Raw genomic sequence first — 16,748 nt, 5'->3', positions numbered from 1 at the left:
ACCTATTCACTAGAAATACCCCCCTGGATAAAAGCAACGGAAACAAGTCTATCGCTAAATAGATGCATATATACGTAATCATATATATCGAAATGAACTTATAAAATCCAGGACCTATTTCTCCATATCTAAATATTACAACGCCGTCGTGAATAATGGATGATGTATAAAATGAATAAATAATGTATATTGCAAATATTACAATAGACACCACAATTCTAAATACGGAAAGAAAACCAATATTTTGATGCAGAACTATCGCAATAATAGTTGATGCAATACTCGATATAAACCCGAATCCACATATGAGAACTATATTCCCGGCGATCTCATACCTCCCTATATACACAAGAAAAATAAACAGGACGGTCGAGGCCACGGTTTGCATTGCGGTGAATGCTAATATGAACAGAAAATTTCTCATCTCTGCGCCACGCACGCAGTTATCAGCGCATTCTGCGTCTGCCATAGCGGTAATGATAGCGCCGAATTTATTCCCCCCATCTGCCCAGTTCCATAAGAATGATTTTCAATTCCGATAAAGTTTCCGTAAGTTGTAACACTTCGGCTTACTACTCCAGGATAGAGCGTATGGTCTGGCAAGGTCGTATTTCTCACCGTTCGACTTCCCGGATCAACTCGATGAACGACATGGCCCGATATTCCCACACCAAAGGCCGTAATATTCACGTAAGTTTGACTTCCTGAATTCACCGGATTTCGTCCAGATGCCCCGGGCGCGGGGTATCGCCGCAAACATTGGAAAACCCTCTCCTCGGTACACAGTCGATCTCGACGACACACAACCGTTTCCGTAACGAGGTCATGCGGTTCTCGATATTGATCTCTCTGCATCAGTCGGTCCATAAGATCTTCGAGAAACCTCCGCGCATCGTCGCCCCGAAGGCAGGTTGCGCCTGGAGAGCACCTCCTTCCCCAAACATCGACCGGCCCCACCTCATCCGGCTGCAACCCCCACGGATCCACGACATTCACCGGATCGTTCCCCACATACCCATACAGGTTCACCCCGCCCTGTATCCCGATCGGGTCCGTCTGCATGAAGCGGCCCAGCGTCGGGTTGTACTGGCGGTTCCGCATATTCCACGGCGCGGCCATGGCGCGGTTCAGATACATGGAGCCAGCATAGCCGAACCGGCCTGAGAAGGTGCCCGGCACGCCGTATTCGTCATAGGTGTTGATCTGGCTGGCAACATTTGAGCCGTTGGTCAGGCCCCCACGGATCGGCGTAAGTGATCGTGCAGCCTACCGCCCACCCACAGAAAGCACGGTCTTGTCCCCAGTCGCCCGTCGGGCACGACTGATTTTGTCGCAAGGGGCCGCTAGACAGACGTCATGTCTCAGCCCGGTTCCCGCCGACTTGCCTCCGATCAGATGCGCTTTCCGCTGGTGCGCGAGCCCAGGGCGCGGTTTGCCGCCTTCATGCGTGGCCCCAGCAATCGGGCGGCGGCCGAAACCCTGGATCATTGGCCAATACCGGGGGAGTCCATCCTCGCCCTCATCGGCCCCGAGGGTGCGGGCAAGTCGCATCTGGCCGCCGACTGGGCCGAGCGCGTCGGGGCGATAGGCTTTCAGGGCGACGAAGTGCGGCTGGAGGATCTGTCCGAACTGGAAGGCCGGGCGATCCTGCTGGATGACGCGGACCGAACCGATGACGAGATCCTGTTTCATCTGATAAACTTGGCGCGCCTTCCCGGCGGGGCCCTGCTTCTAACGTCTCGGGGCACGCTGGCCGGTCGCGACACACGCGTCCCCGACCTGCGGTCGCGGCTGGACTCGGTTCGCGCCGTGCGGATGGAGACCCCAGATGAGACGGTCCTGGCAGCGGCCCTGCGCCGGTTCTTCGACGAACGGGCCATGACCCCGGCCGATGACCTGATCGACTATCTGGTGCTGCGGATGGACCGTTCCATCCCGGCGGCGCGGGCCATGGTCGCGCGGCTGGATGTCGAAGCTGGGGGCCGAAAGCTGAATCGGGCCCTGGCGCGTGAGCTGCTCGAGGCCGAGACGGCGGAGCTTTTCCAGCCCCAGCCCTGACCGGACCTTGCCGAACAAGGCCCGACGGGTCATTACGCCGCCATGGCCGACACCGCAGACGCCTCGCCGAGATCGACCGCCACGCGGGCCGGCCCGCTTGCGCTGGACCAGGCCCTGCTGGCGTCGCCCGAACGGTTCTTCAACCGCGAGCTTTCCTGGCTGGCCTTCAATCAGCGCGTGATGGAAGAGGCGACCAATCCGCGCCACCCCCTGTTCGAGCGTCTGCGCTTCCTGTCGATCTCGGCCAACAACCTGGATGAGTTCTTCATGGTGCGCGTGGCCGGCATCAAGGGCCAGGTCCGCCAGGGCGTGCGCGTCCTCTCCCAGGATGGCCTGACCCCGCCCGAAACGCTCGAGGCCGTCGACGTCGCCGCCGAACAGCTGATGGACGACCAGCAGAAGACCTGGCGCAAGCTACGCCGCGAGCTGGCGGCGGAGGGCATTGAGGTTGTCGATGCCGACCACATTACCAAGACCGAACGCGAGCGGCTGGAGCCCGAGTTCCTGAGCCAGCTTTTCGCCGTGCTGACCCCCATGGCCATCGACCCGGCCCATCCCTTCCCCTTCCTGCCGAACCAGGGGTTCTCGCTGGCGCTCAAGCTGCGGCGGCGCTCGACCGGGCGGGTCCTGTATGCCCTGGCCCCGATCCCGACCCAGGTGCGCCGCTTCTGGGCCTTGCCCACGGACGGACGCTCGGCCAAGGGACGCCGGCGGGTCGTCACCCTCGAGACGATGGTGATGATGTTCATCGACCACCTGTTTCCCGGCTGTGATGTCGAGGCCAGCGGCCTGTTTCGACTGATCCGCGACAGCGATATCGAGATCGAGGAAGAGGCCGAGGACCTGGTCCGCGAATTTGAAAGCCGTCTCAAGCAGCGGCGCCTGGGCGACGTGGTCAAGGTGATGATCGAAAAGGCCATGCCGGACGATCTGGCGGCCTTTATCATCGAGCAACTCGATGCCGACCCGCCCGATGTCGACATCATCGACGGCCTGCTGGGTCTGGGCCAGCTCAACGAGCTGATCCCATCGGAACGCCCCGACCTCAAGTTCAAGCCCTATGAACCGCGCTTCCCCGAGCGCATTCGCGAACACGGCGGCGACAGTTTTGCCGCCATCCGGGAGAAGGACATCCTGGTCCACCATCCGTTCGAGAGCTTCGACGCGGTGGTTCAGTTCCTGCGCCAGGCGGCGCGCGACCCCAGTGTCATCGCCATCAAACAGACGCTCTATCGCACCTCCAACGACAGCCCCATCGTCGCCGCCCTGATCGAGGCCGCCGAGAACGGCAAGAACGTCACCGCCCTGGTCGAGATCAAGGCGCGCTTCGATGAAGAAGCCAATCTGCGCTGGGCGCGCGCCATGGAGCGGGCCGGCGTCCACGTCGTCTTCGGCTTCGTCGAATGGAAGACCCACGCCAAGATCTCCGCCGTCGTCCGGCGCGAGGCCGAAGGCCTGCGGACCTACTGCCACTTCGGCACCGGCAACTATCACCCGGTGACGGCGCGGATTTACACGGACCTGAGCCTGTTCACCTGTGATCCCGCCCTGGGGCGCGATGCGACCAAGGTGTTCAACTTCATCACCGGTTATGCCGAGCCGGATGACCTGGAGCGACTGGCTGTATCCCCGCTGACGTTGAAGAAGCGGCTGCTCGATCTGATCGAGCGGGAGGCCGACAACGCCCGCAAGGGCAAGCCCGCCGCCATCTGGGCCAAGATGAACTCCCTGGTCCACGCCGAGATCATTGATGCCCTGTATCGAGCCAGCCAGGCCGGGGTGAAGATCGAGCTGGTGGTTCGCGGCGTCTGCTGCCTGCGACCCGGCGTGAAAGGCCTGTCGGAGAACATCACCGTCAAGTCGATCGTCGGGCGCTTCCTCGAACACGCCCGCATCGCCTGTTTCGCCAACGGCAAGGACCTGCCCAGCGATCGGGCTGAGGTGTTCTTCTCGTCCGCCGACTGGATGCAGCGCAATCTGGATCGCCGGGTCGAGATCATGGTCCCGGCGCTCAATCCCACCGTCCACGACCAGATCATGGACCAGATCATGCTGGCCAACCTGAAGGACGAGGCCCAGAGTTGGTTCCTCAATGCCGACGGAACCTATTCACGCGCCAAGGTCGGAAAAGCCGATACGCCCTTCTCCGCGCACGACTATTTTATGACCAACCCCAGCCTGTCTGGACGCGGCCGCCGCGCCAAGGACCGGCCCAAGGCCATTCGCTATGACCGCAAGCGCTGACTTCCGCACCCGCGAGGCGGCGGTCCTGGATGTGGGGTCCAACTCCGTGCGCCTGGTCGTCTACGGCCTGCAGGGCCGCGCCATCTGGACCGGCTATAACGAGAAGGTCCTGGCGGGGCTCGGTCGTGAGGTCGCCGCAACCGGCAAGCTGTCCGGCGAGGGCGTCGCCGAGGCGGTGGACACCATTCGCCGCTTCGCCGTCCTGATGGAAACCCTGCCACTGGCTGAGCGACACATCGTCGCCACCGCCGCTGTGCGCGAGGCGATCGACGGCCCCGGCTTCTGTGATCGCGTCGTGGCCGAGACCGGCTTGAAGATCCGCGTCCTGTCCGGCGAGGAAGAGGCGCGCTACGCGGCCCTTGGAGTCATCGCCGGCAATCCCGCAGCCGAAGGCGTCGTCGCGGACCTGGGCGGATCGAGCCTCGAACTGGTGCCGGTCACCGGCGGCGAGGCCGGCCAGGGCGTCACCCTGCCCCTCGGCCCCTTCGCCATGGAAGCTGACGACGATGACCCCATCGCCGAGATCGACACCCGCCTAAGACCGGCCAAAGGGTTTGAGGCGAAAACCCTGCATGCCGTCGGCGGTGCCTGGCGCAGCCTGGCCCTGCTCCATATGCGCCAGGAACGCCACGCCCTGGAGATCGTCCACCAGTACGAAATGTCCGCCGCCCAGGTCGACGAGATGGCCGCGTTGCTCGGCCGCCTGTCGCGCCCGACTCTGGAGAAGTTGGCCCGCACAAACAGGGCGCGCGCGCTCACCCTGCCCCACGCGGCGCGGGTCTTGTCCCGCCTGTGCAGGAAGCTGGGCGTCAGGACCGTCTCCTTTTCCGCCTACGGCCTGCGCGAAGGCCTGTTGCTCGAGGCCATGACGCCTGCGGTCCGCGCCCGCGATCCGCTACTGGAAGGCTGCCGCGCGCTCGGCGATCGCGAGAGCCTGGAACACGGCCTGGATCGGGTCATCGTCGCCTGGCTGAAGCCCGTGCTCAGCCCGCTGAAGCCTCAGTTCTCGGCAGAACGAGACGCCGTCATGTTGTCCGCAGGCGCTGCCCTGGCCGACGTCGGCTCGCGTCTGCACCCCGACCACCGGGCTGATGTAGCATTTGAGCAGGTCCTGCGGGCACCGGTCGCGGGCCTCGTCCATGCCGAGCGCGCCTTCCTCGCCTCGGCCATCCACGCCCGCTACGGCGGGCAGGGCGCGCCAGAGGCGCAGTTGGTGGCGCGCTTGCTCGGCACCGGCGGGCTGGAGCGCGCGCGGCTGCACGGCCTGGCCCTGCGACTGGCCAGCGACCTGTCGGCGCGCTCGGCCGAACTGCTGTCGACCACGCGGCTGGTGGTCGACGGCCCCGATCTCGTCTTGCGCGTGGGCCGCGCCCATGCCGATCTGCTGCGCGGCGATAAGGTCAGGAAGCGCCTCGGCACCCTGGCCCAAGCCCTTGACCTGTCGGCACGCTTGGAGGTCGAAACAACGTGACCGAATCTCAGAAGCGTTCGTGGGGCATCCTCCCATTACTGGCCCCGATCGCCGTTGTCGTCGGCGGCTTCATCGCCTGGGCGCTGATCAGCTTCGGGCCGCGGGACATTCCGCCCGACGCTCCCGCCTGCCCGCAGACAGACTGGGCCGCCCTCAATGCCCAGGGCGTCGAGTTCGGTGCCTTCTCCAACAGCAGCGACCGCGCCCAGCGTGAGCGGCCCAACGGCGTGCTGCCGCGAGACGGCGACGCCTACCCCCGTTGTCTCGAAATCTTCGACGACAAGACCTGCAACCTCGTCGGCCCGACGATCGTCCAGGTCAACCGCCGCGACGGCCCGCTCGCCATCGTGCTGGAAGAGGGCCAGACCGCGCGCCTGCGCAACAATCCGAACCAACCTTTCGCCTGCGGCCTGCTGGACCCATCCGACAGCACCCGATGAAGGTTTCTGATTTCGACTTCGACCTGCCGAACGACCGCATCGCCCTGCGTCCGGCCAGTCCGCGCGACAGTGCGCGGCTTCTTGTCGTGCGGCCCGGCGCGCCGCTGGAGGACCGGCTCGTGCGCGACCTGCCGGAGTTGCTTCAGCCCGGCGACGCTCTGGTCTTTAACGACACGCGCGTAATCCCTGCCCGCCTTTCGGGCGAGCGCCATCGCGACCACCTGCCGCCGATCCTGGTGGAGGCCACCCTGCATCATCGCGACAGCCCTGACGTCTGGTCCGCATTTATGAAGCCCGGCAAGCGCATCAAGCCGGGGGACCGCATCCGCTTCGGCCGCACCGAGGACGGTGCCTGCAACCTTGGCCGGCTCGAAGCCACCGTCCAGGCTAAGGGCGACGACGGCCTGGTGATCCTGCGCTTCGACCTGTCCGGCCCCATGCTGGACGACGCCATCCGCGAGGTCGGGGTCATGCCCCTTCCTCCCTACATCGCGGCCCAGCGTCCCGAGGATGATCGGGACCGGTCCGACTATCAGACCGTCTTTGCCGAGCACGACGGGTCGGTCGCCGCGCCGACGGCGGGCCTGCATTTCACGCCGGACCTGCTGGAACGCCTGGCCGCGCGCGGCGTCTCAACCCATGCCGTCACCCTGCACGTCGGTGCCGGCACCTTCCTGCCGGTCAAGGTGGATGACACCGACGACCACCGGATGCACTCGGAATGGGGCGAGGTCGCCACCGCGACGGCGGCGGCTCTGAACGCCGTCCATGCGCGCGGCGGTCGCATCGTCTGCGTCGGCACCACGTCTCTGCGCCTGCTCGAAAGTGCCACCGGCGAGGACGGCGTCATCCAGCCGTTCCACGGAGACACCGCCATCTTCATCACGCCCGGCTACCGGTTCCGGGCGGTCGATGTGCTGATGACCAACTTCCACCTACCGCGGTCGACCCTGTTCATGCTGATCTCGGCCTTCGCAGGCACGGCCCAAATGAAAACCGCCTACGACCACGCGGTCGCAGGCGGCTATCGCTTCTATTCCTATGGCGACGGAAGTTTGCTCTTCCGGGCCTGAAGAACGATTAGTTGATCGCCTCGGCGGCGGCGGTGACCGCCTTCATGTCGTCCAGCACCTGAAACTTCCCTGTCGAGATCAAAGCCGCGTGCCCTGCGGTCGCCGTCACGCCGGCGGCGGACGCCACCAGGGCCACGCTGTCACCAAAAGCCATCACAGGCAGACCGGCGGACATGGCCCGCTTGGCTGCGTCGGTCACATGGCTGTCCGCGTCCGTCCCGTCGGGAATGACCAGGCCGCGCAGGGCCCCCGAGTCCAGATCGGCCATCTTGGCCGTCGCCATGATGGTGATGCCGCCGTCGCTCAGCGGTTCATTGTTGTTCGACAACGGTGCCAGACCCAGGCCGGCCCCACGCACCACCTGTTCGGCATCCGCCAACTCGCCGAAGTTTGAGCCCTTTCGCATCAGCAGCCCGACGCGGGCGCGAACGAGCGGGCGGACGTAGCCCTGGCGGCGGTTGTTGGAACGGGGAGCGGCGTTGGCGGGGCGTTTTGCGTACAAGATGTGTCCTTCAAAGGTTGATCGACGAGAGGTTCAAACCGACAGAAACGGGAACGCGCCCTCGCGCGACGCGCGGGGCGACCTGTCTGGATGATCTCGGATGCCCAGTAGGATGGGGTGTCACGGCCACGGTTGCAAGCTCCACCATAAGCATCACCCTTTCCGAGCGCCGGGAATTGGGTGTAGAGGCGCGCCTCCATGGCCTTTGATTTCACCCTGTCCGCCACCGATGGCGCGGCCCGCACCGGCGTCCTCAAGACCCCCCGCGGCGACATTCGCACGCCGGCGTTCATGCCGGTCGGCACCGCCGGCACGGTCAAGGCCCTAACGGTCGATCAGGTCAAATCCACCGGTGCCGACATTATCCTGGGCAATACCTATCATCTGATGCTGCGTCCCACCGCCGAGCGGGTGAAGCGGCTGGGTGGCCTGCATCGCTTCATGCGCTGGGACGGCCCGATCCTGACCGATTCCGGCGGCTTTCAGGTGATGAGCCTGTCCGACATCAACAAGGTGACGGAGGACGCCGTCACCTTCGCCAGCCACATAGACGGCTCGCGCCATGTGCTCAGCCCCGAACGCTCGATCGAAATCCAGGCCGACCTACTCGGCTCAGACATCGTCATGCAGTTGGACGAATGCGTCGCCTACCCCGCCGAGGAAGTGCGCGCCCGCGCCGCCATGGAGTTGTCCGCCCGCTGGGCTGGCCGCTCCAAGGCCGCCTTCGGTGCCCGTGACACCCAGGCCCTGTTCGGTATCCAGCAGGGCTCGACCTTCGAACATCTGCGCCGCGAGAGCGCCGAGCGGTTGGTCGACATCGGCTTTGACGGCTACGCGATCGGTGGCCTGGCCGTGGGCGAAGGTCATCAGGCCATGTGCGATACTCTCGACTACGCTGCGCCCATGCTGCCCTCCGACCGGCCGCGCTATCTGATGGGCGTCGGCAAGCCGATTGATCTGGTTGAGGCGGTGGCGCGCGGCGTCGATATGTTCGACTGCGTCCTGCCGACGCGCTCAGGTCGCCACGGCCAGGCCTGGACTTGGGACGGCCCGATAAACCTCAAGGGTGCCCGTTTCGCCGAACTGGACGCCCCCCTCGATCCCGATAGCGAATGTCCCGCCAGCCGCGACTATTCTATGGCCTACCTCCACCATCTCGTCCGCGCCGAGGAAATCCTCGGCCAGGTGCTGTTGAGCTGGCACAACATCGCCTTCTTCCAGGCGCTGACGGCGGCGATGCGGGCAGCGATCTCAGAGGGTCGTTTCGAGGCGTTCCGCCGCGACTTTCGCGCGCGTCACCTCAAAGAAACAGCCTAACCCCACGGCCATCTCAGACCGCGCCGGTTTTGCGGCCGGGGCCGGAACCAGCTGGGCGCTGCCGGCGGTGCACAGTTCTGGCGCATGCCGACACCCTTGAGGAAGGCCCGCCGCGCGCGTCCGGCTTGAATGGCCGCCTGAATACGCCGGCTGTGACGTTCAGCTCCCGACAGTTCGCGGACCCACCCTCGTAGCGGAATGAAGTCGGTCGTTTCGCTGCGGACAGCATCGACAGCGGCGTCCGCGAGGGCTTCCACCGCCTGCTGGCTCAGCCCGGCGCGGGGCGGCGGCGGCTCATCCTGGTCGGGACCGAGGGCCTCATTCAGATGACGCACCTGCAACGCAATGGCCATGCAGGTTTCCATCCCCTCCTGGGAATAGGGATTGACCAGCGCCCGGGTCAGAACCGCCGGAATGGGATCGCGGCGAAGGTTCAGATCTTCCAGCGGCTGCGCCGCCGCATCGGCGAGATTGCGGCCAATGCGTGCCGTGGTCCCATTGGACGCACACCCGGCGAGGACCACTGCGGCCCCGACAAGAATGAGAAGGCGGCTGACTGTCATGGGTGCTTCCTAACGCGGGATGCAAATGGGGCACAGCCCTGTCTTGACGTACCGGCGCGAATGGAACAGAAACGCCGCCCTGCGAACCGGGCACGAACAGAGAAATCGGCTCGAGCCTCGGTCAATAGCAGCAAGACGGCGCGTCCTTAGCTCAGTTGGTTAGAGCATCTGACTTTTAATCAGAGGGTCCTCGGTTCGAGCCCGAGAGGACGTACCATCTCCCCGCGCCTGATGACCGAACTGTGGCACACACGGCACCCACGGGATGACGAAGCCTGACAGGACTATCGCAGGTGGTCATTTTCGGGATAGAATCGCGACCAATTCAGTGATCGGGTGATCGGATATGCGCATTCGTCTTCCTTTGATTCTCTTGGTCTTCGCGGCGGGTGCCGCGCTTGGGGCCTGCGAATTCCAGTCCTCTGATCCGGCCCAGGAAGCGCCGCCCGCCCCGCCGCCGATGGAGGCCCCTGCGGCCGAAGACGTGGCCGAAGAAGCCGCCGCGCCCGTCGAGCCGGAACCCGCCCAACAAACCGCTCCCCCCCCGCGCGACACAGGCGACATGGGCGAGGCCCGTTCAAGCCAGGAAAGCGTCCAGCCGGACAGCGAAACCGTCTTCTACTGATACCGCCCATTCGGAGATCAATTATGCGCCTGCCGCTTCTTGCCATCGCCGGTGGGGCATTGGTTTTGTCCCTGGCAGCTTGCCAGCCCACAGCCGAGGATTCGGACACCAACCTCACCTCAGGCCCCGCGCCCGAGGCCCCCGCAGCCGGTGATGCCGCCAGCGATGCCGCTGAGGCCAGCGCCGCCACCGAGACGCCGACGGAATCCGAACCGGCCCAGCAAACGGCCCCGACAACTGCGGCGAGTGGCGACATGGGCGATGCCCGCAGCAGCCAGGAAAGTGTGGAACCCGACAGTCCCACGATGTTTCACTAAGGCAGTCGGCACATTGATTCCGGCTGAGCACAGCAGCAAGGCCGGGTTCAAAGGCTGTATTCAAGGGGACTAAGTGCGTCTTGGCTCACTGATTCCGTTTCTGGTGATCGCCGGAAGCCTGTGGCCCTCGATGGCCACGGCAGAGCCACGCGCGCGGGTCGACGGCGACTTGCCAGAGAGCCTGGGTGAACGCATCCGCGATGCGGTCGGGGAAGTGGACGAAGCACCGGCCAATCGCTTCCAGGCGCGGCGACGCGCCCGGGATGCTGCGGCCAGTGCGCTCGCGGTCCTTCGATCCGAAGGTTACTACGGGGCCGAGGTTCAAGACGATGTGGAAGGGGATTCCCCACCCGTGCCGGTCATTTCGATCGTGCCCGGAACACGCTTCGAGCTCAGCAATCCTGAGATTGAGTGGATCGCCCCCGAGCCAGACCACGCAACCCTGGCCCAGGCAGAAGCCGCCCTCAACCTCGCGCCGGGACAACCCGGCCGCGCCGTCGATGTTCTTGCCGCCGAAGGGCGGGTCGTCGCCCGCCTGTCCGAGCTGGGCTACCCCGATGCCTCGGCCGGCCAGCGCCGTGTGATTGTCGACCACGCCGCCAGCTCGCTTCAGCCGACCTTTCGCATTCTGGCCGGAGATGCCGTTCGGCTGAATGGCGTTCTGCTGCAAACGGAAGGCCGAACGAACCGCGCCTGGGTCGAGAGCCTGGCTCCGTGGGAGCCCGGCGACCGCTACACCCCTGATGCCGTCGCAGAGCTGGAGCGGCGCCTTCTGGAAACCACCGTCTACGACAGCGTCTCCATTGCGCTGGCCAGCCCGGAAGCGACAACGCCAGACGGGTTGCGGCCCGTCGTCGTCACACTAAGCGATCAGCCGCGCCGCGTCCTGGAGGCCGGGGCCGGCTATTCCACCGCTGAAGGCGTCGGCGTGGATGCCCTGTGGACGTGGCGCAACCGTTTTGGACGGGCCGACACCCTGACCTTCGATGTGCGGTTGGCCGAGATCAACAGTCGCATTGGCGTGGAACTCAGCCTGCCGCATTGGCGCCAGCCCGGCCGAACCCTGGCGATGAGCGCCTATGTGCTGGACGAGGATACTCGCGCCTATGACCGGCGCGTGGGCGGGGCACGCGTCGAGGTCCGTCAGCGGATCGGCGAAACGTCCTTCCTGTCCGGCAGCGCCGCTATCGAGGCCGGGTCCTATGGCGAGTTGGACGTCAATAATCTGGTGCTCCCGCTGACCCCGATCGAACGGAATCTGGTCATTGCGACCTTCGGAGCAATCGGCCTGATCGATTCGACGGACAATCCGCTGGACCCCAGCCGCGGCTGGCGTTTCAGCGCCGATGTCCAGCCTACGCTTGTGACCGGAGATGGCTCCTTCGCCTTCCTGCGTGCAACCAGCCAGCTCAGCGTTTACCGGCCACTCGACGAAAGCGAGAAAACCATCGTGGCGGGGCGCATCCGGGTGGGCTCCATTACCGGTGCCAGTGGAAACGACATCCCGTCAGACCGTCGCTTCTATTCCGGCGGCGGCGGCTCACTGCGCGGTTTCGACTACCAGGGTGTCGGCCCGCAATTCCAGGACGGAACACCCGTCGGCGGTGCCTCGCTATTCGAGACGAGTATCGAGATCCGGCGGCGCAACATCTGGCATGAGCTCGGGGCCGCCGTATTCGTGGACGCCGGATCGATCGGCACCACCAGTGCCCCGGATTTTTCTGACATCCGATACTCGGTCGGTGCCGGGGTTCGCTACGACCTGCCCTTCGGGCCAATCCGCGCCGACATCGCCGTCCCGCTCGATCGACGTGACACCGACCCCGAATTCCAAGTCTACATCAGCATCGGCCAAGCCTTTTGAGCCGGAAGCGCAAATCTGACCGGCGCCCCGATGCGCCGACGACGCCGACCGAGACGGACACAGTCGAAACGCGCCGTCGCGGCTGGCGCGGCTGGGCCCTGATCGCGCTGATCGGTCTGGTGGCCGGGCTTGTCGCCCTGGTGAGCATCGGGCGACTGGCGGTTTTGACACCGGCGGGCCGGGATCTGATCCTGGGCTTCGTCGAGGGCAAGCAACTGGGGCGGTACGGGCGCATCAATGTCGAGGGCCTGAGCGGCGATCTCTTTGATGATTTTACCCTCCGCCGGGTCACGGTTACCGACCGGGACGGCATCTGGCTCGAGGCCCGCGAGGTCAGGGTGGACTGGTCCTATCTGCCGTTGGTGATGCGACGCTTTCATGCCGACACCATCGAAGCCGAAGTCATCCGGGTCATACGCCGACCGAGCCTCGAGCCTGATCTGACACCGCCTGGGCGGCAACCCCTGACCATTGATATCGACAACTTCTCCACACGACTTGAGCTCCTTGAGGGCTTTTCGGAGGCGTACGGTCGTTGGGACCTCCAGGGCGAAACCTTGCTGGACCGCAACGGCAGCAAGTCCGCGGCGATTGAAGCCCACAACGTGGCGCGAGCGGATGATTTTCTCCGGCTCGCTTTCGCCAGTGGCCCGGACGGCGAACTCATGGGCTCCACGCTCGAAGCACGCGCCCACGAGAGCCAAGGTGGCTCTTTGGCCGGCGCTCTGGGATATTCCCCGGATCAGCCCTTTGATCTCGATATCCGCATCAATTCCCAGGCGTTCGACGCCCTGGTGACGTCGGGCGACGATCAGCCGGTTCAGGCACGCGGGCGCTTTGATGAGACGGGGGGGCAAGGGGGAGGCTTCATCCGGTTCGCCGGATCAAGCCTGTTGGAGCCCCTGATCGCGCGGTTCGGCCCCCAGCTCCAGTTCGGCATCGGGGTGCGCCCGGTGCAGGGCCGCGAGGGTGAGTACGGCATCGGCGTACGGGCTCGTGCCGACAATCTGACCCTGGCCGTGCGCGGTGCCGTCTCGAAAGAGGGCACTGCGGGCGAGGAGGGTCTTCAAGTGCGGGCGTTTACCCCATCGCTTTCGCGGCTGGCCGGGCAGGATATTGCGCGCGCCGCCCAGATTGACGGCATTTTCCGATCACAGGGCAGCCGATGGAGCTTCAACGGCCGAACCGGCGTCGAACAGGCGTCCATGGCCGGCTACAGCCTGCGGCGTCTGAGTGGCCCCATCGAGATCGAAGCCCGCGACGGTCAGTACGAATTCGAAGGTGACTTTTCGGGCGAAGGCGGCACCGGTGACAGCCTTCTGGCGTCGTTGATCGGCAGTCATCCGCGCGCTCTTGTCCGAGGCAGCCGCCTGGCGGATTCTCGCCTGCTGATCCGGCGCTTCGATCTGGACGGTGCCGCGCTGGATATTACCGCCGAAGGGTCGCGTGGCCTGGACGGCACCTTGCGGGCCGAAGGCACTGCGAGCGTCTCGGATATGTCTCGCCTGCATCAGCAGGCTGGCGGCACGCTGGGGCTATCGTTCAGAACGAGCCAAACCCGTCGCGCGCCTTGGCAACTGGACTTTTCAGCGAACGCCCGACGCTTCCACTCGGGCCTGTCCGAGCTGGACCGCCTGCTCGGCTCGTCGCCGACACTGACGGGATCCGGGCAGTTTGGAGACGGGCGCATTGCCATTCAACGGGCAAGCCTTGCCGGGCAGGCCGGTCGTCTGAACGCCCGCGGGCTGATCGGTCTGGACAGCGGCGATCTCCGCCTGGCTCTCGACTGGGCCGCGCGGGGGCCTTTCGGCATCGGGCCGGTCGAGATTGACGGCGCGGCCACCGGAGCAGGGGCGCTGACCGGAACCCTGGCCCGCCCCGTGCTGGACCTGACGGCAGACTTCACGACGATCGAGGCTGGTCCCCTCAGTCTTTCCGATACACACCTGATTCTGAGCTTCCGCCACGACATCGCCGCCTCTCATGGGCGGGTAACCATCACGGGCGGGAGTGCCTATGGCCCGGCGCGGGCGTTCTCAAATTTCCGTATCGCCGATGACGGCGTGCAACTGAACGGACTGGACATCAACGCTGGAGGCATAACGGCCAACGGCGATCTGGCCCTGCGAGGCGCGGCCCCCTCCAGCGCCAATCTCACCTTCGAGGCACGGCCCGGTGCCTTCCTGGCGGCAGGAAATGCCTCGGGCCGCATCCTGTTGACGGAAGGGGGCGGGGATACTTCCGCTGTGCTGGACGTGACCGGTCGTGGCGTCCGCTTCTCTGGTTCGGACTATGTCATTCGAGCCTTGCGACTACAGGGCGAGGGCACCCTGGCGCGCCTCCCCTTCACCCTTCAGACGGACGTGGCCGGGACATTCCCGATCAGCTTTCAGGGTTCTGGCGTCTACGCCCGCCAGAACGGAAGCCAGACCGTCACGCTCCAGGGCGGTGGCCGCGTTCGCGAAGTGCCCTTTGAAACGCGGTCGCCCGCGGTCATCGCCCTGACGAACGGCGGCAAGGTTATCCGTGTCGATCTGGGCGTCGGCGGAGGTGTCCTGAATGGAGAGCTGCGGCAAGACCGGACCGCTGCCCTGATCCAGGCCACCCTCAGCGGCGTCGACCTGCGCTCCATCGCGCCCGATCTGGCCGGTCGTGTCACCGGCGAGGTCAATCTGCGCGGTACACGCGATGATCTGGAGGGCACCGTGACCGCCAGGCTTGAGAATGCACGCAGCCGCGATGCCGGGGCGGACATGGATATCGATGCCCTGATCGAAGCGCGGCTGATTGATGATCGACTTCTGGTCGATGCCTCAGCCTCCGACGCCACAGGTGTCCAGTCGCAAGCCAGCCTCAGCCTACCCGTGACGGCCAGCGCCGCCCCGCTGCATCTCGCGGTCAACCGGGCAGAGCCCATGTCTGGCGAGGTGACACTGCAGGGCCAAATCCGCTCGATCTGGGACCTCCTGTTGGGCGGCGAACGCAGCCTGTCGGGGATGGTCGATGGCCATGCGACGCTTGCGGGCACGCTCAATGAGCCACGGGTCGACGGCTATCTGAACATCGCCCAGGGACGTTTCGAAGACGGCGGGGTCGGGATCGTCCTGAACGACCTCGCCATGCAGACGCGGTTCGATACGGACACGGCACGGATATTGACCTTCGCCGCGACCGATGGTCGTGGTGGCGACGCCGGGCGTGTCACGGGATCAGGTGTCCTGGGGCTGACGACTGGCTCTGCTTCCAGCTTCACCCTCCAACTGCAAGACTTCCGCGTCATCCAGACGGACCTGGCAAATGCGAGGGCGTCGGGGCCGATCCGGGTCGAACGGTCCGCGGCCGGGGCGATCTCGCTCAGCGGTGATCTCGACGTGACCCATGCGGTGATTTCGGCCGATGATCTGCCCAACAGTACGTCCGTGGTTGAGCTGGATGTGATCGAGATCAATCGTCCAGGCGGGCTCGAAGACGAGGTCGAGGAAACAGCAGAACAGCGCGAAGCCCGCCGGTCACGCTCCGCCTTCAATCTTGATGTCCGGCTCCGGTCGAATGATGGGGGCGTCTTCATCGAGGGGCGCGGTCTGGATGTCGAAATGGCCTTGAATGCCCACGTCGCAGGATCGATCAGTCGCCCTCGCCTCAGCGGCACGGCCAGCGTGGTACGAGGCGACTATCAGTTCGGCGGTCGACGGTTCACCTTTGAACAAGGCGGTACAGTTTCACTTTCCACCCGACCTGAAGACATCCGGCTGGCCCTGACCGCCGTGCGGGAGGACCCGACCTTGACGGCGCGGATCGAGGTGCGCGGGACCGCCGCCAGGCCGGTCATTACCCTGACCTCGACGCCCGCCCTTCCCCAGGACGAGATTCTGTCGCAGGTGCTCTTCGGACGATCCGCATCCCAGCTGTCCCCGGTTGAGGCCGCCCAGCTCGCGTCCAGTGTCGCCGCCCTGGCCGGTGGCGGCGGGTTCGATGTCGTTGGCAATCTCAGGGAGTTCGCGGGTCTGGACCGACTTTCGTTCGGGGGTGATGCGTCGAGCCTGACCGTCGCAGGCGGGAAATATATCGGCGACGACCTCTATTTTGAGGTTATCGGCGGCGGCGAGGCCGGTGCCGCCGTTCAGGTGGAATGGCGGGCTCGTCGAAATGTCTCTGTCGTTTCCCGCGTTGGGGCCGATGGAAATGCCCGCCTGTACGTCCGCTGGCGGCGCACGTCACGCGACGAAGAACCTAGGCGGCGGGTGGAACAGAGCGACGAGCCGGGCTAAACCCAC

General features: G+C 65.0%; 13 protein-coding genes and 1 tRNA gene. 11 read left to right on the top strand and 3 right to left on the bottom strand.

All coding sequences use genetic code 11. The features are described from left to right. Positions 1 to 420 precede the first annotated feature (420 nt). A complete protein-coding gene (locus G391_RS15980) occupies positions 421 to 1,203 on the bottom strand; it encodes an RHS repeat-associated core domain-containing protein (RefSeq protein WP_425393395.1) in 783 nt (260 codons plus the stop codon). Between the two features lie 153 nt (positions 1,204 to 1,356). Between G391_RS15980 and G391_RS0108705 the strand changes: the two genes are divergently transcribed. The 5 genes from G391_RS0108705 to queA are packed head-to-tail and all read left to right on the top strand — an operon-like array spanning position 1,357 to position 7,286. Next, a complete protein-coding gene (locus tag G391_RS0108705; RefSeq protein ID WP_029087175.1) occupies positions 1,357 to 2,058 on the top strand; it encodes a P-loop NTPase family protein in 702 nt (233 codons plus the stop codon). Positions 2,059 to 2,100: 42 nt separating this feature from the next. Next, positions 2,101 to 4,302, top strand: a complete 2,202-nt coding sequence (locus tag G391_RS0108700; protein WP_029087174.1) for an RNA degradosome polyphosphate kinase — start codon at positions 2,101 to 2,103, stop codon at positions 4,300 to 4,302. Beyond that, the gene (locus tag G391_RS0108695; protein WP_029087173.1) at positions 4,286 to 5,773 is read left to right on the top strand and encodes a Ppx/GppA phosphatase family protein; all 1,488 of its coding nucleotides are present in this window, start codon (positions 4,286 to 4,288) and stop codon (positions 5,771 to 5,773) included. The genes G391_RS0108700 and G391_RS0108695 overlap by 17 nt, the downstream gene beginning before the upstream one ends. Next, the gene (locus G391_RS0108690) at positions 5,770 to 6,213 is read left to right on the top strand and encodes a hypothetical protein (RefSeq protein WP_029087172.1); all 444 of its coding nucleotides are present in this window, start codon (positions 5,770 to 5,772) and stop codon (positions 6,211 to 6,213) included. The genes G391_RS0108695 and G391_RS0108690 overlap by 4 nt, the downstream gene beginning before the upstream one ends. Then, positions 6,210 to 7,286, top strand: coding sequence for a tRNA preQ1(34) S-adenosylmethionine ribosyltransferase-isomerase QueA (gene queA / locus G391_RS0108685; protein WP_029087171.1), 1,077 nt, complete (start codon positions 6,210 to 6,212; stop codon positions 7,284 to 7,286). Before G391_RS0108690 ends, queA begins: the two co-directional genes overlap by 4 nt. A gap of 7 nt (positions 7,287 to 7,293) precedes the next feature. On the opposite strand, the gene G391_RS0108680 is transcribed toward queA, so the two are convergent. Beyond that, positions 7,294 to 7,788, bottom strand: a complete 495-nt coding sequence (locus tag G391_RS0108680) for a hypothetical protein (protein WP_029087170.1) — start codon at positions 7,786 to 7,788, stop codon at positions 7,294 to 7,296. A gap of 198 nt (positions 7,789 to 7,986) precedes the next feature. Here G391_RS0108680 and tgt point away from each other — a divergent pair, with 198 nt between their 5' ends. Beyond that, positions 7,987 to 9,105, top strand: a complete 1,119-nt coding sequence (gene tgt / locus G391_RS0108675; RefSeq protein ID WP_029087169.1) for a tRNA guanosine(34) transglycosylase Tgt — start codon at positions 7,987 to 7,989, stop codon at positions 9,103 to 9,105. On the opposite strand, the gene G391_RS14375 is transcribed toward tgt, so the two are convergent. Next, positions 9,102 to 9,668 carry a hypothetical protein gene (locus tag G391_RS14375; protein WP_035304208.1) on the bottom strand — a complete coding sequence of 189 codons (567 nt, stop codon included), beginning with the start codon at positions 9,666 to 9,668 and terminating at the stop codon, positions 9,102 to 9,104. The two genes, tgt and G391_RS14375, sit on opposite strands and share 4 nt — an antisense overlap. Positions 9,669 to 9,808: 140 nt before the next feature. On the opposite strand from G391_RS14375, the gene G391_RS0108665 reads away from it, so the two are divergent. From G391_RS0108665 to G391_RS14365, 5 genes are all read left to right on the top strand, one after another. Then, positions 9,809 to 9,885, top strand: a tRNA-Lys gene (locus G391_RS0108665). A 129-nt stretch (positions 9,886 to 10,014) separates the two neighbouring features. Continuing rightward, entirely contained in the window at positions 10,015 to 10,293 is a 279-nt protein-coding gene (locus G391_RS0108660; RefSeq protein WP_029087168.1) for a hypothetical protein, read from the top strand. 23 nt (positions 10,294 to 10,316) lie between these two features. Beyond that, positions 10,317 to 10,610 carry a hypothetical protein gene (locus G391_RS14370; protein WP_035304206.1) on the top strand — a complete coding sequence of 98 codons (294 nt, stop codon included), beginning with the start codon at positions 10,317 to 10,319 and terminating at the stop codon, positions 10,608 to 10,610. 73 nt (positions 10,611 to 10,683) lie between these two features. Next, positions 10,684 to 12,474 carry an autotransporter assembly complex protein TamA gene (locus G391_RS0108650; RefSeq protein WP_245572069.1) on the top strand — a complete coding sequence of 597 codons (1,791 nt, stop codon included), beginning with the start codon at positions 10,684 to 10,686 and terminating at the stop codon, positions 12,472 to 12,474. Then, positions 12,471 to 16,742, top strand: a complete 4,272-nt coding sequence (locus tag G391_RS14365) for a translocation/assembly module TamB domain-containing protein (RefSeq protein ID WP_084169202.1) — start codon at positions 12,471 to 12,473, stop codon at positions 16,740 to 16,742. The genes G391_RS0108650 and G391_RS14365 overlap by 4 nt, the downstream gene beginning before the upstream one ends. Positions 16,743 to 16,748: the final 6 nt, after the last annotated feature.

The sequence above is a fragment of the Brevundimonas aveniformis DSM 17977 genome (genome assembly GCF_000428765.1).
GTDB classification, from domain to species: domain Bacteria; phylum Pseudomonadota; class Alphaproteobacteria; order Caulobacterales; family Caulobacteraceae; genus Brevundimonas; species Brevundimonas aveniformis.
This window is presented reverse-complemented; position numbering and strand designations above follow the sequence as displayed.